This is a genomic window from Amycolatopsis sp. cmx-11-32 (assembly GCF_047608695.1).
Taxonomy (GTDB): Bacteria; Actinomycetota; Actinomycetes; order Mycobacteriales; family Pseudonocardiaceae; genus Amycolatopsis.
The window spans coordinates 401,723-421,982 of sequence record NZ_JADNQN010000006.1 but is presented as its reverse complement, the minus strand read 5'-3'; the positions used below and the strand labels follow the sequence as shown (position 1 = coordinate 421,982).

Genomic DNA, 20,260 nt, shown 5'->3' with positions numbered 1-20,260 from the left:
GACACGTCGCGAACCCGGCTACCGAGCCCAGCCCTCGATTGTCCACTTCATCACGTCATTCGGGCCCCCGACTAGGTGTTCCAGGACACTTTTTGGCGGGTTCCTACAACACCCGGCCCTCGGCATGCGTCACCGACGACATTCTCGTACCGGCCGGTAAGAGGCAGGCTGTAAGGCAGGTACAGGAGACTGTCCCGCGCGTGATCCGCGGGCCGTCACCTGTTGTGCTGCGTACTTGGGAGGCTCAGTCGGTGTTCAGTCGTGTCGCCATCGTCAACCGCGGAGAAGCCGCGATGCGGCTCATCCATGCCGCCCGCGAGCTTTCGGCGGAGACCGGACAGCGGATCGAGACCGTCGCTCTCTACACGGATGCGGACCGGTCGGCGACGTTCGTGCGGGAAGCCGACATCAGCTACAACCTGGGGCCGGCGTCGGCGCGGCCGTACCTCGACTTCGCCGTGCTGGAGCGGGCGCTGACCGAGACCGGGGCCGACGCGGCCTGGGTCGGCTGGGGCTTCGTGGCCGAGGATCCGGCGTTCGCCGAGCTGTGTGAGCGGCTGGGCATCACCTTCATCGGCCCGAGCGCGGACGCGATGCGCAAGCTCGGTGACAAGATCGGCGCGAAGCTGATCGCCGAGGAGGTCGGCGTCCCGGTCGCGCCTTGGAGCCGCGGCGCCGTCGCGGATCTCGACGCCGCCATCAAGGCCGCCGAGGAGATCGGCTATCCGCTGATGCTCAAGGCGACCGCCGGCGGTGGCGGCCGCGGTATCCGGGTCATCACTTCCGCCGACGAACTCAAGGACGCCTACGAGCGCACCAGCCTGGAGGCCGAGCGCGCTTTCGGCAGCGGCGTCGTGTTCCTGGAGCGCCTGGTCACCGGCGCCCGGCACGTCGAGGTCCAGGTCATCGCCGACGGTCAGGGCACCGCGTGGGCGCTCGGCGTCCGCGACTGCTCCGTGCAGCGCCGCAACCAGAAGATCATCGAGGAGTCCGCCTCCCCGGTGCTGAGCCCCGAGCAGGCCGACGAGCTCAAGCGGTCCGCCGAGCGGCTCGCGCTCGCGGTCGACTACTGCGGTGCCGGAACGGTCGAGTTCCTCTATCACCCCGGCGACAAGCTGTTCGCTTTCCTCGAGGTCAACACCCGCCTGCAGGTCGAGCACCCGATCACCGAGTCGACCACCGGCATGGACCTGGTCAAGGCCCAGCTGCACGTCGCTTCCGGCGGCAAGCTCGAAGGCCCCCAGCCCGCCGAGTCGGGTCACGCCATCGAGGCGCGGCTCAACGCCGAGGATCCGGACCGCGACTTCGCGCCGTCGCCCGGCCGCATCGCGCGCCTGACCCTGCCGACCGGTCCCGGCATCCGCGTCGACACCGGGGTCAGCGAAGGCGACACGATCCCGGCCGACTTCGACTCGATGATCGCGAAGATCATCGCCTACGGCCGCGACCGCGACGAGGCGCTCGGCAGGCTGCGCCGCGCGATGGCGCAGACCACGGTCATCATCGAGGGCGGCGCGACCAACAAGAGCTTCGTCCTCGACCTGCTCGACCAGCCCGAGGTGATCGACGCCCATGCCGACACCGGCTGGATCGACCGAGTCCGCGGCGAAGGCAAGCTGGTCACCCACCGCCATTCGGCGATCGCGCTCGCGGCCGCCGCGATCGAGGCCTACGAGGATGAAGAAGCCGTTGAGCGCCAACGGCTTTTCTCCACCGCGCACGGCGGCCGCCCGCAGGTCCAGCACGAGAGCGGCCGTCCGCTCGACCTCAAGCTGCGTGGCGCCGCGTACCGCGTGAGCGTGGCCAGGATCGGCCACCGCCGGTTCCGCGTCGGCATCTGGGCGGGCGACGGCGACATCCACCCCGCCGACGTCGAGGTCGACCGCTTCGACGAGCACACCGGCCAGCTCACCGTCAACGGCACCCGTTTCCGCCTGGTCACCGGCACGCACGGGCCGATTCACCTGGTCGAGGTCGACGGCGTCACCCACCGCATCAGCCGCGACGAGGGCGGCGTCGTCCGCTCCCCCGCGCCCGCGCTCGTCGTCGCGACACCGCTCGAAGTCGGCGCGGAGGTCGAGGCAGGCGCTCCCATCCTGGTGCTGGAGAGCATGAAGATGGAGACGGTGCTTCGCGCGCCCTTCCGCGCGAAGCTGCGTGAGTGCGTCGTCTCGGTCGGTAGCCAGGTCGAGACCGGCGCCCCCATGCTGCGGCTCGAACCGCTGGCGGAGGAAGGCGACGAGGTCGCCGAGGACACCGGCAGCGTCGAGATCGAACTCCCCGTGGAGCCGGACGGCGCGTCGGCGCCGCAGCGGATCACGCGGGGACAGCAGGATCTGCGCAGCCTCCTGCTCGGCTTCGACGTCGACCCGCACGACGAGCGCCGCACGCTCAGCGCGTACCTGGCCGCCCGGGCCGAGGTGGAAGCCAACGGCGACCGCCCGCTGGAGGGCGAGGTCGACCTGCTGACCGTGTTCGCCGACCTGTCCGAGCTGATGCGCAACAAGCCGATGCGCGAGGACGCCAAGACGGACACCCGGGTGCACAGCGCCCGCGAGTTCTTCCACGCCTACCTGCAGAGTCTCGACGTCGAACGCGCCGGACTGTCGGAGTCGTTCCAGAACAAGCTCAAGAAGGTTCTGGCGCACTACGGCATCGATGACCTGGAGCGCACGCCGGAGCTGGAGGAGGCGGTGTTCCGCATCTTCCTCGCCCAGCAGCGGACCGCTTCCGACGTCGCGATCGTCACCGCGCTGCTACGGCGGTGGCTCACCGAACCGCAGCCTTTCGAAGCGATGCGCGAACCGGCAGGCAAGGCGCTGGAGCAGCTCATCGCCGCCACCCAGCTCCGCTTCCCGGTGGTCGGTGACCTCGCCCGCAGCGTGGTGTTCCGCTGGTTCGCCCAGCCGCTGCTCCGCCGCACCCGCGCCGAGGTCTACAGCGAGGTCCGCAAGCATCTGCGCCACCTCGACCGGCACCCGGACTCGCCGGACCGCGCCGACCGGATCGCGAGCATGCTGGCCAGCGCGCAACCGCTGGTCCGCCTGCTCGGGCAGCGGATCGGGCGCACCGGCACCGATCACACCCCGCTGCTCGAGGTGCTGAGCCGCCGCTACTACGGCAACCGCACGTTCACCGGCGTCCAGCAGGTCACGGTCGACGGCTGCACCTTCGTCACCGGTGACTACGCCGACGAGAACGAGCGGTTCCACATGGCCACCACCGCCGTCGACCGCGCCGGGCTGCCCGGCGCGATCAAGGCGGTCGCCGATCTCGCCGCCGAGCTGCCCGCCGACACCGACGTCGAGGCGGATCTCTATCTGACCTGGGACGACGAGTCCGCCGACGACGACACGATGGCGGCCGGGCTGCGCGAGGTCCTCATGTCCGCGTCGCTGCCGAGCCGGATCCGGCGCGTCACCACCACGGTCGCGGGGCACGGCGGAGCGGTGACGCACCACCACTTCACCTTCCGCCCGTCCTCGACCGGCTTCTCCGAAGAACGGCTGATCCGCGGCCTCCACCCGCTGATCGCCCAGCGAATGCAGTTGCAGCGGCTGGCGAACTTCGACCTCACCCGGCTCCCGTCCGGCGACGAGGACGTCTACCTGTTCAAGTGCGTCTCGCCGATGAACCCGTCCGACCAGCGGCTGGTCGCGCTCGCCCAGGTCCGTGACCTGACCCCGTTGCGGGACAACGACGGCAAGCTGCTGGCCCTGCCCGCGGTCGAAGGCACGCTGGCGGGCTGCCTCGACGCGATCCGTGAGGTGCAGGCGAAACTGCCGCCGAAGAAGCGCTTCGACACCAACCGGATCATGCTGTATGTGTGGCCGACCAGTGAGCTCACCGGCGAGGAGCTGAACACGGTCGCGCAGCGCGTGCAGCCGTCCACGGCAGGCGCGGGTCTCGAAGAGGTCCAGTTCCTCGGCAGGCAGCGCGACCGCAAGACCGGCGATGTCACCGAGGTCGCCGTGCGGATCGGCTACGACGTCAGTGGCGGTGTGCAGATGTCGCTGACCGAGCCGACGACCGAGCCGATCCTGCCGCTCGACGACTACCGCCAGAACGTCCTGCGGGCCCGGCGCCGCGACACGGTGTACCCGTACGAGCTGACCGAGATGCTCGGCTCGTTCACCGAGTACGACATGGACGACAGCAACACCCTCGTCCCGGTCGACCGGCCCAAGGGGCGCAACAAGGCGGCGATCGTCGCCGGTGTGGTCACCACGCGGACCGCGCGTTACCCGGAGGGCATCAAGCGTGTCGTTCTGCTCGGCGACCCGACGAAGGCACTCGGCGCGCTGTCGGAACCGGAGTGCTCGCGGGTGATCGCGGCGCTCGACCTCGCCGAGCGGCTGCGGGTCCCGCTGGAGTGGTACGCGCTCTCGGCAGGCGCCCGGATCTCGATGGAGTCCGGCACCGAGAACATGGACTGGGTCGCGGCCGCGCTCAAGCGGATCGTGCACTTCACCCAGGACGGCGGCGAGATCAACATCGTCGTGGCCGGGATCAACGTCGGCGCCCAGCCGTACTGGAACGCCGAAGCGACGATGCTCATGCACACCAAGGGAATCCTGGTGATGACACCGGATTCCGCGATGGTGCTGACCGGCAAGCAGTCGCTCGACTTCTCCGGTGGTGTCTCGGCCGAAGACAACTTCGGCATCGGTGGTTACGACCGTGTCATGGGCCCGAACGGCCAGGCGCAGTACTGGGCGCCGAACCTCGCCGCGGCGCGCGACGTGCTGATGTCGCACTACGACCACACCTATGTGGCGCCGGAGGAATCCGGGCCGCGCAAGGCGATCACCAACGACCCCGTCGACCGGGACGTGTCGCCGTTCCCGCACGCGGCCGTCGACAGTGACTTCACCACGGTCGGGCAGATCTTCTCGCGTGAGGCCAACCCCGACCGCAAGAAGCCGTTCGACATCCGCACCGTGATGCGCGCGCTCTCCGACCAGGATCACCCGGTGCTGGAGCGCTGGCCGGGCATGGCCGACGCGGAGACCGCGGCCGTGCAGGACGTGCACCTCGGCGGACGGCCGGTGTGCCTGCTGGGCATCGAGTCGCGTTCGGTGCCTCGCCGCGGCTTCCCGCCCACCGACGGCCCGGACACCTACACCGCGGGCACCTTGTTCCCGCGGTCGTCGAAGAAGGCGGCGCGGGCCATCAACGCGGCCAGCGGCAACCGGCCGCTGGTGGTGCTGGCGAACCTGTCCGGATTCGACGGTTCGCCGGAGTCGATGCGGAAACTGCAGCTGGAGTACGGCGCGGAGATCGGCCGGGCGATCGTCAACTTCGAAGGTCCGATCGTGTTCACCGTGATCTCGCGGTACCACGGCGGCGCGTTCGTGGTCTTCTCGAAGGCGCTGAACCCGAACATGACCGTACTGGCGCTGGAGGGCTCGTTCGCCTCCGTGCTCGGCGGCGCGCCCGCCGCGGCGGTCGTGTTCGCCGGTGAGGTCAACGCACGGACCGCGGCGGACCAGCGGGTGCGGACGCTGTCGGAGAAGCTCAGCGGGGCGACCGGCGCCGAACGTGCCGCGCTGGCCGCGGAACTGGCCGACGTCCGGGCGTCGGTGCGGGCCGAGAAACTGGGCGCGGTCGCGGCCGAGTTCGACGGCGTGCACAGCATCGAACGCGCGGTGAAGGTCGGTTCGGTGGACGCGATCATCAGCGCCGCCGAGATGCGGCCACGCATCATCGAAGCGATCGAGCGAGGCCTGGCGAAGAAGTAGTACTTAAGCGCTATGAACGGTCCGTTACTTGCAAAATTTGCAAGTAACGGACCGTTCATAGCATTCCTGGGTCAGGGCTTCGCATCGTCAGGAGGCGGCTCCCCGAAGTCCTCCGGAGCGATCTTGTCCAAAGCCGCCCGGAACTCCTCGACCTCGCGGTCCTGCTCGACCGGGTCCGACGGCACCGACGGCAGTTCCGCGTCGGGCCCGGAGCCCACGATCTCGACCCGCACCGAGGCGACCTCCAACACCGAGTCGGCCACCTCGATCACGACGCCGGCGCGCAACCCGATCGCGACCGCGTCGCTCGGCCGGGCCGAGACGCGGATGCCGGAATCGAGCACCAGGTCGGCGAAGAAGATGCCGTCCCGCAGCGCGGTGACCTCGACCCCGGTGACCCGGTGACCGAACGACTCGACCACCTTGCCGATCAGTTCGATCGTGCCGGGCCGGGGCAACCGGATCTTCTCCTGCGCGAGCGCCACGGCGCTCGCCTCGGGGCCGCCGATCGTGATCGCCAGCCAGCGGCGTTCGCCGTGGCGCTCCCGCAGCAACATCACCGGTGCCGATTCCGGAGCCAGGACTGCCATCCCCTCGACGTCCATCGGGATCATGCGCGGTACCTCATTCCCTCGGTCGGGCGGTGTCGTCGTCCGCCAGCGCCTTGTCCGCGGCCATTTCCGACAGGGCGGGCTGGTCGCGACGCTGGAACGGTGTCGAGTGCCCCTCGGCGCGCAGCCGGGAGACCATGTGGGGGTAGTGCAGTTCGAACGCGGGCCGTTCGGACCGGATCCTCGGCAGATCGAGGAAGTTGTGCCGGGGAGGCGGGCAGGACGTCGCCCACTCCAGGGAATTCCCGTGGCCCCACGGGTCGTCGACGTCGACGACCTCCCCGAACCGATAGCTGCGGACGACGTTCCAGAGGAACGGCAGCACCGACACGCCGAGCAGGAACGCGCCGATCGTGGAAATCGTGTTGAGCGTGGTGAATCCGTCCGAGGTGAGGTAGTCGGCGTAGCGGCGCGGCATGCCTTCGTTGCCGAGCCAGTGCTGGACGAGGAACGTCGTGTGGAAGCCGATGAACGTGGTCCAGAAATGCCATTTCGCGAGCCGCTCGTCAAGCATCCGGCCGGTCATCTTGGGGAACCAGAAGTAGATCCCGGCGAAGGTGGCGAACACGATGGTGCCGAACAGCACGTAGTGGAAGTGCGCGACCACGAAATAGCTGTCGTGCACGTGGAAGTCGATCGGCGGCGCGGCGAGGATGATCCCGGTCAGCCCGCCGAGCAGGAACGTCACCATGAACCCGACCGACCACAGCATCGGCGACTCGAAGGTCAGCTGTCCCTTCCACATCGTGCCGATCCAGTTGAAGAACTTGATCCCGGTCGGCACCGCGATGAGGAACGTCATGATCGAGAAGAACGGGAGCAGGACGGCGCCGGTGGCGAACATGTGGTGCGCCCACACCGCGATCGACAGCGCGGTGATCGCGATCGTCGCGAACACCATGGTCTTGTAGCCGAACAACGGTTTCCGGCTGAACACCGGGATGATCTCGGTCACGATGCCGAAATACGGCAACGCGACGATGTAGACCTCCGGATGGCCGAAGAACCAGAACAGGTGCTGCCACAGGATCACCCCGCCGTTGGCAGGGTCGAAGACGTGGGCGCCCAGCCGTCTGTCGGCTTCCAGCGCGAACAGCGCGGCGGTGAGGATCGGGAACGCGATCAGGATCAGGATCGTGGTGAAGAGGATGTTCCAGGTGAACAACGGCAGCCGCCACATGGTCATCCCGGGCGCGCGCAGGCAGAGGATCGTCGTGATCATGTTGACCGCGCCGAGAATCGTCCCCAGTCCGGACACGATCAGGCCCATGATCCACAGATCGGCACCGACCCCTGGTGCGTGCGCGGCGGCGGAGAGCGGGGTGTAGGCCGTCCAGCCGAAGTCGGGTGCTCCGCCCGGCGTGACGAACGACGTGAGCGTCATCGTGGCACCGAAGAGATACAGCCAGTAGGAAAACGCGTTCAGTCGCGGGAACGCGACGTCCGGTGACCCGATCTGCAGCGGCAGGATGTAGTTGGCGAAGGCGAACAGGTTCGGTGTCGCGTACAGCAACAGCATGATCGTGCCGTGCATGGTGAACAACTGGTTGTACTGCTCCTGCGAGAGGAACTGCAATCCCGGCCTGCCGAGTTCGCCGCGCATCAGCAGCGCCATGAACCCGCCGATGAGGAAGAACGCGAACGAGGTACCCAGATAGAGCAGGCCGATCGTCTTGTGATCGGTGGTGCGGACGACGTTGAGGAACACGCTGCCCTTGGGGGCGCGGCTCCTCCCGCCGAACCGGACGGCTTGCGGTTTGTGCGTTGTCCTCACCGCGGTCACGACGACTCCCAGCATGGCGGCACGCTCTCGGAAAGCTGATACCCCTCCAGGAGAGTCCCTACACGCGGCGTTTTCAAGAGGCTGAAGGGGACCATCCCCGCGTCTGATGAGGTGAAAACGCCCTTCACCGCGTGCGACACGGGCAAGGTCGCTTCAGCCGGCGAGTAGACGCTCCAGGTGGTCCGCCGCCGCGGCCCCACCCGCTTCCTGGAACGACGTAACCACCTTCTCGGCCGCCGACCGATACGCCGGATCGCGTGCCGGCAGGGCTATCTGACGCACCCGTGGCACCACAAGCACCGTGTCCCCCACTTGCCCCACGGCACAGTGCGGCGCGAAGTTCCGGGCGGCGTCGGGTGTTCGCGGTCCCGAGGGTGACGAACACCGTCGGCAGCGCGGGGTCGAGCCGGTCCCACGGGGAGTCGCTGGTGGGCGTGCGGCCGCCGATCGACGGTCCGACCAGCCGGATTGGCGATGATTCGCCCTCTCGTCGGTATCACGCGCGATTGACGAGCCGTTCACGGGGAAACGCGAAGGGACTCACCGGGATTTCGCATTCCGGACCGCCAGTGCCAGCAGCGCCGCGGCCGGACCGGCGAGCCGTCGCCCGGCAGGCCACACCGCGCGCAGTTCCCGGCCGAAGTCGACCCCCTCGACCGCCACCGGGACGAGCCTGCGGTCGGCGACGTCTCTGGCGACGTCGAGTTCGCTGATCACCGCCGGACCGGCGCCCGCGATCACCGCGTTGCGGACCGCGGAAGCGGACCCCAGTTCCAGCAACGGTTTCGCCGGACCGACGCCGGCCTTGCGCAAGGCCGTGTCGACGGTTTCCCTGGTCCCGGAACCCGGTTCGCGGACGACCAGCGGGGTGATCGCCAGTTCGGCCGCGGTCAGCGGGCGGCGCCTGCGTGCCCACGGATGGCTTCCGGCCACGACGAGGGCCAGGCGGTCGGTGGCGACCCGCTTCGACGAAAGGCCGGGCAGCGCGCCGGGAGACTCGACGAAGCCGAGGTCGACCTTGCCCTCCCTGGCCAGTTCGGCTGCCTGGTCGGAGTTCGTGACCTCCAACCCGAGGTACAGCCCCGGATTCTCCCGTTTGAGCTCGCCGATCCAGCCCGGCACCAGATGTTCGGCCAGCGTCATGCTCGCAGCGACGCGGAGTTGCGCCTCGTGCTGGGTGCGCAGCGCCTCCGCGCCGTCGAGGAGACCGTCCAATTCGGACAGCACGCGATGCGCCCAGCCCGCGATGACCCGGCCGTCGGGAGTGAGCGCCGACCCCCGCCGCGTCCGGTCGACCAGCACCAGTCCGAGCCGTCGCTCTACTGTGGACAGTCGTTTGCTCGCCGACGGTTGCGCGATCCCGAGCCTGGTGGCGGCCTGCCCGATACTGCCGAGTTCGTCCACGAGCACGAGCAGGCGCAGGGAGTCCAGATCGGGTGTGGTCATAGCCGAAGTCTATGACCTACCCCCCGCGTTCCCGGCTACCGAGGCCACCCCGTCCGGACGAAGCTCGAATCATGAGCACCACGCACGCGAGACCGACGAAGCCTTACTTGACCGCATTGGCCATCACCGGCGCCGGAGTCACCGTCGCCTACCTGGCAGGCACCGCGTTCCCCGTCGTCAGCGCGCTCACCTTCGCCGTCGTGCTCGGCATCCTCACCGGCTCGCTGCCCGCGCTGCCGGACGAGACCCGGAAAGCGGTCTCCGGCGTCACCAAGAAGCTGCTTCGCGCCGGTGTCGTGCTGCTGGGTCTGCAGCTCTCGCTCCCCTCGGTGCTGGCGCTCGGCCCCGGCACCTTGCTCGCCGTCGTGCTCACGGTGGGCATCACGTTCCTCGGCACGATCGGCCTCGGCAGGCTCCTCGGCGTACCGCGTGGCCTGGCGATGCTGGTCGCGACCGGGTTCTCGATCTGCGGCGCCTCGGCCATCGCCGCCATGGAAGGCGTCGTCAAACGGAAGGACTCGGACGTCGCGACCGCCGTCGCGCTGGTGACCCTCTACGGCGGGCTCGCCATCGCAACCATCCCGCTGTTCGGCGGCTGGCTGGGCCTGGACGCGGTCCGGATCGGTGAATGGGCCGGGCTCAGCGTGCACGAGGTCGCGCAGGTCGTCGCCGCGGCCACCCCCGCGGGCAGCGCCGCCGTCGCGGTCGCCATCGTGATCAAGCTCAGCCGCGTGGTCCTGCTGGCCCCGATGGTCGCGGCGGTCGGCGTGCGTGAACGCCACCGTCCCGCTGATGGGAAGCGGCCGCCGCTGGTCCCGCTCTTCGTCCTCGGCTTCCTCGCGATGGCCGCCGTGCGCAGCACCGGGATCGTGCCGGATTTCGCGCTCGACCTCGCCAAGATCGCCTGCACGCTGCTGCTGGCCGGGGCGCTGTTCGGGCTCGGCTGCGCGGTGCGGATCGGCACGCTGATCCGCACCGGCGGGCGAGCCCTGCTTCTCGGCCTGCTCTCCACGCTGCTGGTCGGGACCACCGCACTGGTCACGCTGGCCGTGCTCGGCTGAGGACAGCCGCCGCGAGCAGCGCGACCACCCCGCCGGCGACCATCACGGCCGGGACGGAGACCGAGTCGACGACGATCCCGCCGAGCAGCGCGCCCGCCGAAAGGGTCGCCTGGAACGACGAAGTGAACAGCACCGAAGCCGCTTCGGGCGCCTGTGGTGCCGCCTTCGCGAACCACGTCCCCGAACAGACCGGGACCGCTCCGTAGGCGAAACCCCAGATCACCAGCAGCGCGAGCGCGCCCGCTTTCGAACCACCAAGAAAGGGCAACGCCAGTGCCGCGACGCCGATCAAACCGGCGGCGGTGAGGAACGTCAGCCGGAGATCGCGGGCGATCGCCGCGCCGGCGACGAAATTGCCCGCGATCCCGGCGGTGCCGTAGACGAGCAGGAAGACGGTGACCAGCTCCGGGCTCACCCGCGTCACCTGGCGCAGGAGCGGCGTGATGTAGGTGTAGGTCCCGAAATGGGCGAGCACGACCAGCACCGTGACGAGCAGGCCGAGCCGGGTCGCCCGCCCGCGCGTCATCTCGCGCAGGACGTCGAGCCGGGTGGGGCCCGCCGACGGCAGCGGAGGCAGTGAGAAGGCCAGTGCGGCGAGGACGCCGATCGTGAAGACGGTCATCACGGCGAACGCCGCTCGCCAGCCGAACAGTTCGCCGACGAACGTCCCCGCCGGGACGCCCAGCACGGAGCCCAGCGGCACGGCCGAGAAGATCACCGCGGTCGCCGTGCCCGCCCGTTCGGGGCCGACCAGCCGCACGGCGAGCCCGGAGCCGATCGCCCAGAACGCGCCGATCACCAACCCGACCAGGACACGCGAGACCAGCACCGCCCAGAAGGCCGGTGCGGTCGCGGCGAGGACGTCGGCCAATGCCAGCACCACCATCAGGGCGCACAGCAGGCCCCGCCGGTCGAGCCGCCCGGCGGCGACGGTGACGGCCGGGGCGGCCAGCGCGGCGAGGAAACCGGGCAGGGTCATGGTCAGGCCCGCCGTCCCCGGCGTGATCCGGAAGTCCTCGCCGATCGGGGTCAGGAGGCCGATCGGCAGGATCTCCGTGGTGACGAGGGAGAAGATCCCCAGTGTCACCGCGAGGACGGCGAGCCATCCCTTCAGCGGGGTCCGGGCGGTGGTGTCGAGGGTCGGGGCGGTCATGTGCCCCAGCCCAGCACCGCGCGGACCCCGCGGTCTGGCGGAATCGCGACGTGGATGTGGAGCTGGGCGCGGGGCTGAAGGGGACTATCCCCGCATCAGATGAGACGAAAGCGTCCTTCACCGCGTCGCATGAGGCGAAGGGCCCCTTCAGCCCGCGCCGATGCGAGCCGAAGTGGGCTAAGTCCGGGACCGCTGGGTCACCACGATGCAGGCGACCACGATCAGCGCCGTCACCGGCGCGGCCGCCGGAAGGTGCTCACCGAGCAGCAGGACCGCCCAGATCAGTGTCAGCAACGGCTGGGCCAGCTGCAGCTGACTCGCCCGCACGACACCGATCTCGGCCATTCCGCGGTACCAGACGAAGAAACCGCCGAACTGCGAGATGAGCGCGACGTACAGCAGGCCGGTGATCGCCTCGCCGCCGAGGTGCAGTGGTTCGGTCGCCGCGCCGAACACGGTGAGCGCGGCGGTGACCGGCAGCGCGAGGACGAGCGCCCAGGCGATCACCTGCCAGCCTGGCATTTCCCTGGCCAGCCTGCCGCCTTCGGCGTACCCGAACGCGCACAGCACGAGCGCGGCGAACAGGAACAGGTCCGCTGTGGACAGTCCACCACCGCTCTGGCTCACGGTGAACACCACCACCGCGAGCGCGCCCACCGCGGCGGCGAGCCAGAACCGGCGGGAGGGCCGGTGCCCGGTGAGCTTCGACGAGACGACGGCGGTGGCCAGCGGCAGCATCCCGACCACCACCGCGGAATGCGCCGTCGACGAGGTCTGCAGGGCGAGTGTGGTCAGGGTGGGGAACCCGAGGACACAGCCGATCGCGACCACGGCCAGACCGCGCCACTGCGCACGCTTCGGCAACGGGACCCGGAACGCGCGGAGAATAGCGGCGGCGACCAGCGCGGCCAGCACGCAACGCGCGCCGGTGGCGGTCCACGGGCCGAAGCCCTTGAGCGTCCAGACGGTGGCGGGGAACGTGAACGAGAAAGCGAAGACACCCAGCGCCGCCAGCACCGTCCCAGAGTGGACCGCTACTGCCCGATCCGCGATAGCGCTATCATCCAGTCTCATGTCCGATGGTAGCAGCGTCGCCAACCTGGTAACACAGCTGCGTTCCGAGCTTGAGCGCTATCCAATCGAAGGAAAGCTCCCGTCCAGCCGCGAGCTTGTCCGGCAGCTGAAGGTGAGCCCTGTGACGGTGTCGCGCGCCATCGCCGCACTGGCCGCCGAAGGCCTGGTGATCACCCGTCCCGGCGCCGGCGTCTTCCGCGCCCCGCCGCCGCGCGAGGTGGCGGTGTCCGGTGACGTTTCTTGGCAGGAAGTGGCACTGAGTTCGCAGACCGGTATCCGCGCGATCGACGCGACCGGGGTGCTCGCCGCGCTGAGCGATCCGCCGTCGGGAGTCATCGACCTCAACGGTGGCTACACCCATCCCAGCCTGCAACCGGAACGCGAACTCGCGGCGGCGTCGGCCCGCGCGGGACGCCGACCCGGCGCGTGGACCAGGCCGCCGATCTGCGGCCTGCCCGAACTACGGGCCTGGTTCGCCCGCGATATCGGCAGCCCGGTGAACGTCGAGAACGTGCTGGTCACCGCAGGCGGTCAAAGCGCGCTGACCACGGCGTTGCGCGCGCTCGGCGCCCCTGGCGCGCCGGTGCTGGTGGAATCCCCGACGTACCCGGGAATGCTGGCCATCGCGAGGGCTTCGGGGCTGCGGCCGGTCCCGGTGCCGACCGACCGCGACGGCGTCCGGCCCGAACTGCTCGCGGACGCCTTCCGCGACACCGGCGCCCGGCTTTTCGTCTGTCAGCCAGCGTTCCAGAACCCGACCGGCGCGGTCCTGTGCGCCGAACGCCGGGCCGGGGTCCTGCGGATCGTCCGTGACGCGGGTGCTTTCGTCATCGAGGACGACTTCGCGCGGCTGATGGCGCACCCCGGAAGCCCCGCTCCCCCGCCGCCGCTGGTGGCCGACGATCCCGACGGTGTCGTGGTGCACATCCGGTCGCTCACGAAACCGGCGTCGCCGAGCCTGCGGATCAGCGCGCTGGCCGCCCGCGGCCCGGCGTTGGAGCGGCTGCGCGGCCTCCACGCCGTCGAGAGCTTCTTCGTCCCCCGGCCACTGCAGGAGACCGCGCTGGAGCTGGTGAGCTCTCCCGCCTGGGCCCGCCATCTGCGGACACTCGCCGCCGCCTTGCGGGAACGCCGCGGCGTCGCCGTCTCCGCGCTGCGGGAATTCCTGCCGTCCTGGAGCACCGTCCCGGTCCCGACCGGTGGCTATCACCTGTGGCAACCGTTGCCGGGTTTCGCCGACGAAGTAACGCTGACCAGCGCTGCTTTCCGCGCCGGAGTAGCGGTCACTCCCGGCAGGCTCTACTTCGCGGCCGAGGCGCCGGGACCCTATCTGCGCCTGAGCTACGTCAGCGCCGCGACCGGCACGCAGGTGCGGGACGGCATCCGGCGTCTTTCCCAGGCATACCAAGAGATCTCGGGCTAGGCCGCCCGAGCGGCCCGTTATATGTGCTCGTACCATCGCGCACGGAGGCGAATAACAGGCATGACACAGCCGGCGGCGGTGCCGCACGAGTCACCCGGCAGGCTCTGGGAACTCCTCGACGACGGCCAGCGCAAGGCGCTGCGCGCCGAGGCCGAGCTGCGCCGGTACCCGGCCGGGACGGTGATCATCCGCGAGGGCGACCGGTCGGACTGGGTCCTGATCCTGATGACCGGGCGGGTCAAGATCACGTCCGTGTCCACCGGCGGTTACGACGCCGTTCTGGCCGTCCGCGACCCGGGCGACATCATCGGTGAGATGGCGTCGATGGACGGCAGCCTGCGCTCGGCAACGGCGGTCGCCGTCGAGCCGGTCACCGGGCTGTGGCTGTCCGCGCGAGCGTTCAACTCCGTGCTCCGCGACTACCCCGGCATCTCCGTGGTCCTGCTCCGGATCATCACCTCCCGGCTGCGCTACGCCAACTCGCGCCGCACCGAATTCGGCGACAGCACCGCCGCCGAACGCATCGCCGCGATCCTGGTCGATCTCGCCGAGCGGTACGGCGTCCCCGTCCCCGACGGGACCCTGATCGCGCTGCGGATCAGCCAGCGCGACCTGGCGGGACTCGCGTCCGCGTCACGGGAAGCCGTCGCGCGGACACTGCGGACCTTGCGTACCGACGGGTTGCTCAGCACTGGACGGCAACGGCTGGTCGTCCGGAGCCTGAAGGACCTCAGGCAGCTGGCACCCGACGACCACTGAGCCGCCACGGCAGACCGAAGTGCCGCTCCACGCGTGCCCGGGTGGCGGAGAACAGTGTCCGTACGCGCGGCTCGCTTTCCGGGCGGACCAGGCTGGTGAGCGCCCGCCGTCATGCGGCGATCCCGGCAGTCCGGCGGCGGAGCAGGGTGCGGTGCTTCTCCACCCGCACGCCGAAGCGGGTGAGCACGTCGTGCACGGCCGGATCGCCGGGATCGAACAGGACGCGGTCACGGGACAGCCTGCACAGTTCGGCGGCCAACGGGTCGGCGAGGTGACGGTGAACCTTGAGGATCGCCAGGGAGACAAGACCGGTCCGATCCTTGTTCCAGCCGACGACATCGACCCGCTCCGGTGCCCTCCGGATCCGTCGGACGGCCCATGCGACGGACCCCGCGATGCCCTGACACAGCATCTCCAGCAGCCGAACCGGTACCAGCACCAGCCCGAACAGCAGAGAGAACGGGAACTCGACGAGCGCCCGCAGGCCGACCACCTTGTTCACGGGTCCGTCCTCGGGCAAGTCCTTGAGATACAGCGTCCAGTCCGCGGTCATCTTGTAGTGCCGGTAGCCACCGGTGAGCATCGCGAACGGTTGAACCCACCGGTGCCACGGCGCGAAACGGTGAATGATCTCCCACTTACGCCCCTCGGGATCGATCACCTTCATTCGGCCCTCCCCTTCCCGATGTCGCGCCGTGGCCGGCTGTAGAGACTCTGACAGGGAACGGTCTCTCGTTCTGCGTCACCTGACACAGAACGCGAAACCGGGTTGTACGCGCCTTGTACGACCGGGAAGGACCCTGATGCCCCGTCATCCGGAATCGAATCCAGGACGGAGTACTCCCGTGAAGATCTCTCGCGTCGCACAGGGCCTGTTCGCGGCCCTCGTCGCCATCGCGGCGGTCGGCGCCTCCCCCGCCACCTCACTCGCCGCGCCCGCCGCTGTCGGAAACACGGTGGTGTACAAAGAGAAAACAGAAGGTTACGACTGCTTCAGAATCCCCGCCGTCGTCAAGGCGAACAACGGCGAACTGCTCGCGTTCGCCGAGGCCCGCAAGGGCGGCGCCACCTTTTGCAACGACAGCGGCGACATCGACCTCGTTGTGAAACGCTCGGCCGACAACGGGAAGAGCTGGAGCGCCTCGAAGGTCGTCATCGAAGGTTTCGGCGACACCAAAGGAAATCCGTCGCCGATCGTGATCCCGTCCACCGGCCGGATCGTGCTGCTGTCGGTGATGGAATGCGTCAAGAACCCCGACTGCAACCGGATTCCGCGCGTCTCGATCAGCGACGACCACGGCAAGACGTGGACCGCCCCCAAGGTGCTCACCACGCAGCTCGGCTTCAGCGCCGCGCCGGCCTGGCTCGCGACCGGCCCGTCACACGGCATCGTGCTGACCCGCGGCGCGCACGCCGGCCGGATCGTCGCCGGGATGAACTACAGCAACGGGGGCACGCACAGCGGCACGCTGATCTACAGCGACGACCAGGGCGTCACCTGGAAGCGCGGCGCCACCGATACCCCGGCGACGTCGGCCGCGCTGATCCCACAGGAGATCAGCGTCACCGAACTGCTCGACGGCCGGGTTTACGCCGCGGCGCGCAACCAGGCTAACAACGGCAACAAGTGCCTCGCCGGTGGAGCGAAGAACCGCGCGTACGCCATCAGTTCCGACGGCGGCGCGAGCTTCTCGACGAAGTTCACCTTCGAGGAGGACTTGATCACCCCGGTCGTGCAGGCCTCGATTGTGAGGATGACCGCCACCGACAAGGCAGGCAAGTACAACCGGATCCTGTTCGCCGCTCCGTCGGTCTGCGACCGCCGCAAGGAACTCGTCGTGCGGTCGTCGTTCGACGAGGGTGCGAACTGGCAGGGCAACTCCGCCGGAACGCTGGTGTGGAGCGGCGACGCCGCGTACTCCGACATGGTCCAGCTGTCCTCGGGTTCGGTCGGCGTGCTGTACGAAGCGGGCCCGGCGGGGAACGCCAACGAGACCATCCGCTTCTCGACCGTCACCGAGACGACGCTCGGCGCCCCGGTGTGCGGCAGCGGATACGGCGTGATCGACTCGGCCCCGCTCGGGACGGCGGGCACGGTTTACCTGTCCTACAACGCTTCCAACGGACAGAACTGTGTCAGCACGATGAAGAGCGCGGCCGCGGGCACCGCGACGGCGACGTCGGCCTACCTCGAGGTCCAGGGATCGTCCCGGATCACCGACTCCGGGTCGTTCTCGTGGTTCGCCGGGCCGGTGCGGGCGGCCGCGGTGGACAAATGCGTGAAGTGGGGCGGTTCCGCGGGTGGGACGAAGTACGACAGCCCGTCGGAGCACTGCGGCTGAGCGTGGTCTCGTGAATGAAGCCCAGTGCGAAGTCCGTGAAGGACTCCTTGAGGGACCCAGAGTCCCTCAAGGAGTCCTTCACGGACCTACCACCCCCGACGAGGCGTCATTTCGGTGGTCGTAGCCGTGGAGACAGCTTCGTGAGCGCCAGCTTCTCCAGCTGCGCCGAAATCTCCGCGAGCCCGGCGTCGAATCGGACCAGGTCGACTCCACGCTCGGTCAGATCGTCGCGGACGTGCTTCTCGACCTTCGCCCAGTCGTTGCGGTACTGGGTGGCGAGTTCCTTCCACGGCACACCGGCCAGTTCTCCGGCGAGACCACGGTCGTAACCGAGCAGGCCGCGCTCCATCAGGTACGCGATCCCCGGATAGCCGAGGTATCCCTGCCAGTACGAGCCGTTGTCGTTGGCCGTGATCGAACCCGCGGCCGGATCGTGGCGCACGTCGTAGGTCTTGGCCTTGTCCGACGACGCGACGCGGGCCGTGTCACCGTCGATCTCGACCCGCCCGTCCGCCACCGCGCCGAGCGCCTCGTAGAACTTGATGACCGGCGACGGTTTCCATTCCGCGGCCACTCAGCCCTCCAGCCTTTCGAGCAGGACGACGTCCACCGTGTCGCCCTCCGCCTTGCCGATCGTCTTGCGCACTTCGGCCTTCACCGGCAGCTTGTGGGTGCCGTCACCCAGCGCCATGAACGAACTCCGGAACGGATGCCCGTCGATCGTCCCGCGTACCTTGACCAACCCCCTGGTCCCGAAGAACTCGGCGGACCCGGGCATGACCACGTACGTCCAGCCGCCCTTCTCCGGGCTCTTGAGCAGTGTCGCGGTGAACCGTTTGTCCATGGGGACACCCTATGACAGGGCACCGACGAAACCGGCGCGTCAGAGAGTGACGCGGATACGCACGCGGCGGCCGACGTCGCGTGCCCAAGCCCGGATCGACGGCCAATCGCGGAAGTCGCCCGCCCAGGGGCCCGCGGCCATGATCTTCCAGAACAGGCCGCTCGCGGTGGCCGGAGTGAGCCTGCCGCCGAAGGTGGCCGTGCGCTCGGCGTCGATCCGCGCGGCCAGCACGGCGACCCCCGCGGGCAGGCTGACGTGTTTGCCCGCGGCGAGCGGCCCGCAAGGCCCGCTGTGGAACAGCCAGACCGGACGACTCCGGAGCGCCTCCTCGTGCTCGGTGAGCAGGCGCACCGCCTCCGGACGCCATCGCCGATGGTGCAGCGCGCTCCCGACGATCACCGCGCCGTACGATTCGACGTCTTCGACCTCGGTGGCGTCCAGCAAATCGGCCGTCAGGCCGCTTTCCCGCAGTTCGGCGACGATCACCTCGGCGATCTCCCTTGTCCCGCCGGATTTCCCGGCGTGGGCGACGAGCACTGCGGTCATCTCCCCATTGTCCGCGCGGCCGCAACCCGTGCCGCCGCCCGGCTCGTCGACACGCCGCATTCGGCTCACCTCTTCACCCGTCGGGGGCGTTACCCAGGAGGCAGGAAGGCCGGTCTCGCGGCCGGATCGGGTTCGTCGTAGTAGCGGTGGAACACCGCCGTCTGCCCACCGGACAACGGTGGGACGATCCAGCTCCACTCCGCCTGGCAGCGGCGACCCGCGCGTTCTTCCTTGGCGATATGCGTGAGGAACCGCCACGATTCGGTGTGGTGGTCGGCGACGGTCACGCCCGCCGCGTCGAAGGAGTGCTGGACAGCCAGCGTCAGTTCGACGAGCGCGCGGTCACGCCACAGGGTGCGCTCCGACGCCGTCGACAGGCCCATCAGGTCCGCGATTACCGGAAGCAGGTCGTAGCGGTCGGTGTCGGCCAGGTTGCGCGCACCGACCTCGGTGGAGAGGTACCAGCCGTTGAACGGCGCCGCGGGGTAGGTGATCCCGCCGATCACCAGGCGCATGTTGCTGATCGCCGGTACCGCGTGCCAGCGCAGGCCGAGCCCGGCGAACCACCGGTGGTCGGGATGCGACAGCGGGACCTCCAGCACGGCGTCCGAAGGCAGCCGGAACAGGCGCCGCTCCCCCGGCTCGGACTCGATGAGCAGCGGCAGCACGTCGAAGGAACCCTTGCGCTCGGGCGGGCGCCAGCCGTGTTCCTTGACGATCTCGGTGAAGTCGGCATGGCGCGGATCGCCCAGCACCGAGCCGTCGCCGAGCCGATGACCGGCGTAGCGGATGAGCTGGTCGTTGTGGATCTTCGGGCCGGGCCCGGCCGGACCGTCCGGGGCGAAAACGGTGATGGTCGACCGGATCTGGCCGCTCCTGGTCGCCTCACGCAAGTGAGTGACGCACTCGTCGGCGATGGCGGCGGCGCCGATGACGTCACGGCGGTCCCGGACCTTCAGCCCCTGCCAGTACAGCCTGCCGATGCACCGCGCGGAGTTCCGCCAGGCCACCCTGGCGCCGAACTCTACCTCCGCCGTGGTGTGCCGGTACGTGCCGGTCTCGTGGATCTCGGCGCGGACCTGGTCGAGCCGCTCACTCAGCCGCGCCTCGCCGCCGCCCGTCTCGTCGTGGAAGAGCCGGAGGAAGTCCTCCGCCTCGGTCACGTCCACGCTCCGTTCCCGCGGCCTCGCTTCCGAAGGCAAGCCGGGGATATCCGTCACCCGCATGGAGGCGGTCGACACCTCGGCCTCCCACTCTCCGAATTCGACGCCGGGGCCGGCGGCGGGAACGATCACCATTCCTCCTGCACTTCGAAAATGCCCGGAGAGTCATGCCTGATCGGCGAGATGGCCGGGTCCGGACCAGACGGAAGACGATACCCCACAAAAACACCAACACTATCCACCGAACGACAGAAGCCTCGTCTAGACGACGTTTTCGCAGGTAGAATGCATAGTGGTGACAATATTTGGAATTA

16 protein-coding genes are annotated in these 20,260 nt (G+C 69.2%); 5 read left to right on the top strand and 11 right to left on the bottom strand.

Annotated elements, in window-relative coordinates; all coding sequences use genetic code 11:
* The first annotated feature begins 251 nt into the window (after positions 1 to 251).
* Positions 252 to 5,741 (top strand): biotin carboxylase N-terminal domain-containing protein, encoded by a 5,490-nt coding sequence (locus ACM6LR_RS21635; RefSeq protein WP_414937807.1) that lies wholly within the window; start codon positions 252 to 254, stop codon positions 5,739 to 5,741.
* Positions 5,742 to 5,812: 71 nt separating this feature from the next.
* On the opposite strand, the gene ACM6LR_RS21630 is transcribed toward ACM6LR_RS21635, so the two are convergent.
* The 4 genes from ACM6LR_RS21630 to ACM6LR_RS21615 all read right to left on the bottom strand — a co-directional run bounded on the left by ACM6LR_RS21630 (position 5,813) and on the right by ACM6LR_RS21615 (position 9,581).
* Positions 5,813 to 6,355, bottom strand: coding sequence for a bifunctional nuclease family protein (locus ACM6LR_RS21630; protein WP_414937806.1), 543 nt, complete (start codon positions 6,353 to 6,355; stop codon positions 5,813 to 5,815).
* A gap of 10 nt (positions 6,356 to 6,365) precedes the next feature.
* Positions 6,366 to 8,150 (bottom strand): cytochrome c oxidase subunit I, encoded by a 1,785-nt coding sequence (gene ctaD / locus ACM6LR_RS21625; RefSeq protein WP_414937805.1) that lies wholly within the window; start codon positions 8,148 to 8,150, stop codon positions 6,366 to 6,368.
* Between the two features lie 138 nt (positions 8,151 to 8,288).
* Positions 8,289 to 8,417 (bottom strand): hypothetical protein, encoded by a 129-nt coding sequence (locus ACM6LR_RS21620; protein WP_414937804.1) that lies wholly within the window; start codon positions 8,415 to 8,417, stop codon positions 8,289 to 8,291.
* 258 nt (positions 8,418 to 8,675) lie between these two features.
* Positions 8,676 to 9,581 carry a LysR family transcriptional regulator gene (locus tag ACM6LR_RS21615; protein ID WP_414937803.1) on the bottom strand — a complete coding sequence of 302 codons (906 nt, stop codon included), beginning with the start codon at positions 9,579 to 9,581 and terminating at the stop codon, positions 8,676 to 8,678.
* Positions 9,582 to 9,652: 71 nt separating this feature from the next.
* Between ACM6LR_RS21615 and ACM6LR_RS21610 the strand changes: the two genes are divergently transcribed.
* Entirely contained in the window at positions 9,653 to 10,642 is a 990-nt protein-coding gene (locus ACM6LR_RS21610; protein ID WP_414937802.1) for a YeiH family protein, read from the top strand.
* Here the strand turns inward: ACM6LR_RS21610 and ACM6LR_RS21605 are convergent.
* Positions 10,620 to 11,795: an MFS transporter gene (locus ACM6LR_RS21605; protein WP_414937801.1), complete on the bottom strand. Its 1,176-nt coding sequence runs from the start codon at positions 11,793 to 11,795 to the stop codon at positions 10,620 to 10,622. The two genes, ACM6LR_RS21610 and ACM6LR_RS21605, sit on opposite strands and share 23 nt — an antisense overlap.
* Before the next feature lie 177 nt (positions 11,796 to 11,972).
* Complete coding sequence (locus ACM6LR_RS21600; RefSeq protein ID WP_414937800.1) at positions 11,973 to 12,812, bottom strand: DMT family transporter; 840 nt, start codon at positions 12,810 to 12,812, stop codon at positions 11,973 to 11,975.
* Positions 12,813 to 12,867: 55 nt separating this feature from the next.
* Here ACM6LR_RS21600 and ACM6LR_RS21595 point away from each other — a divergent pair, with 55 nt between their 5' ends.
* Positions 12,868 to 14,292 carry a PLP-dependent aminotransferase family protein gene (locus ACM6LR_RS21595; RefSeq protein ID WP_414944386.1) on the top strand — a complete coding sequence of 475 codons (1,425 nt, stop codon included), beginning with the start codon at positions 12,868 to 12,870 and terminating at the stop codon, positions 14,290 to 14,292.
* Positions 14,293 to 14,352: 60 nt separating this feature from the next.
* Positions 14,353 to 15,051, top strand: a complete 699-nt coding sequence (locus ACM6LR_RS21590; RefSeq protein ID WP_414937798.1) for a Crp/Fnr family transcriptional regulator — start codon at positions 14,353 to 14,355, stop codon at positions 15,049 to 15,051.
* Positions 15,052 to 15,160: 109 nt separating this feature from the next.
* Here ACM6LR_RS21590 and ACM6LR_RS21585 read toward each other — a convergent pair whose 3' ends face one another.
* A complete protein-coding gene (locus tag ACM6LR_RS21585; RefSeq protein WP_414937797.1) occupies positions 15,161 to 15,718 on the bottom strand; it encodes a hypothetical protein in 558 nt (185 codons plus the stop codon).
* Positions 15,719 to 15,896: 178 nt separating this feature from the next.
* Between ACM6LR_RS21585 and ACM6LR_RS21580 the strand changes: the two genes are divergently transcribed.
* The gene (locus tag ACM6LR_RS21580; protein WP_414944385.1) at positions 15,897 to 17,393 is read left to right on the top strand and encodes a sialidase family protein; all 1,497 of its coding nucleotides are present in this window, start codon (positions 15,897 to 15,899) and stop codon (positions 17,391 to 17,393) included.
* 106 nt (positions 17,394 to 17,499) lie between these two features.
* Here ACM6LR_RS21580 and ACM6LR_RS21575 read toward each other — a convergent pair whose 3' ends face one another.
* The 4 genes from ACM6LR_RS21575 to ACM6LR_RS21560 all read right to left on the bottom strand — a co-directional run bounded on the left by ACM6LR_RS21575 (position 17,500) and on the right by ACM6LR_RS21560 (position 20,081).
* Positions 17,500 to 17,967 (bottom strand): hypothetical protein, encoded by a 468-nt coding sequence (locus ACM6LR_RS21575; protein WP_414937795.1) that lies wholly within the window; start codon positions 17,965 to 17,967, stop codon positions 17,500 to 17,502.
* Positions 17,968 to 18,237, bottom strand: a complete 270-nt coding sequence (locus tag ACM6LR_RS21570; RefSeq protein ID WP_414937794.1) for a DUF1905 domain-containing protein — start codon at positions 18,235 to 18,237, stop codon at positions 17,968 to 17,970.
* A 39-nt stretch (positions 18,238 to 18,276) separates the two neighbouring features.
* A complete protein-coding gene (locus tag ACM6LR_RS21565; RefSeq protein WP_414937970.1) occupies positions 18,277 to 18,783 on the bottom strand; it encodes a flavodoxin domain-containing protein in 507 nt (168 codons plus the stop codon).
* A gap of 89 nt (positions 18,784 to 18,872) precedes the next feature.
* Positions 18,873 to 20,081: a nitric oxide synthase oxygenase gene (locus ACM6LR_RS21560; protein WP_414937793.1), complete on the bottom strand. Its 1,209-nt coding sequence runs from the start codon at positions 20,079 to 20,081 to the stop codon at positions 18,873 to 18,875.
* Positions 20,082 to 20,260: the final 179 nt, after the last annotated feature.

Bases quoted from the DNA above. Each gene is read 5' to 3' on its own strand.
- ACM6LR_RS21630 (WP_414937806.1), bottom strand. From the start codon at position 6,355: ATGATCCCGATGGACGTCGAGGGGATGGCAGTCCTGGCTCCGGAATCG.
- ctaD (WP_414937805.1), bottom strand. From the start codon at position 8,150: ATGCTGGGAGTCGTCGTGACCGCGGTGAGGACAACGCACAAACCGCAA.
- ACM6LR_RS21615 (WP_414937803.1), bottom strand. From the start codon at position 9,581: ATGACCACACCCGATCTGGACTCCCTGCGCCTGCTCGTGCTCGTGGAC.
- ACM6LR_RS21610 (WP_414937802.1), top strand. From the start codon at position 9,653: ATGAGCACCACGCACGCGAGACCGACGAAGCCTTACTTGACCGCATTG.
- ACM6LR_RS21605 (WP_414937801.1), bottom strand. From the start codon at position 11,795: ATGACCGCCCCGACCCTCGACACCACCGCCCGGACCCCGCTGAAGGGA.
- ACM6LR_RS21595 (WP_414944386.1), top strand. From the start codon at position 12,868: ATGTCCGATGGTAGCAGCGTCGCCAACCTGGTAACACAGCTGCGTTCC.
- ACM6LR_RS21590 (WP_414937798.1), top strand. From the start codon at position 14,353: ATGACACAGCCGGCGGCGGTGCCGCACGAGTCACCCGGCAGGCTCTGG.
- ACM6LR_RS21585 (WP_414937797.1), bottom strand. From the start codon at position 15,718: ATGAAGGTGATCGATCCCGAGGGGCGTAAGTGGGAGATCATTCACCGT.
- ACM6LR_RS21570 (WP_414937794.1), bottom strand. From the start codon at position 18,237: ATGGACAAACGGTTCACCGCGACACTGCTCAAGAGCCCGGAGAAGGGC.
- ACM6LR_RS21565 (WP_414937970.1), bottom strand. From the start codon at position 18,783: ATGACCGCAGTGCTCGTCGCCCACGCCGGGAAATCCGGCGGGACAAGG.
- ACM6LR_RS21560 (WP_414937793.1), bottom strand. From the start codon at position 20,081: ATGGTGATCGTTCCCGCCGCCGGCCCCGGCGTCGAATTCGGAGAGTGG.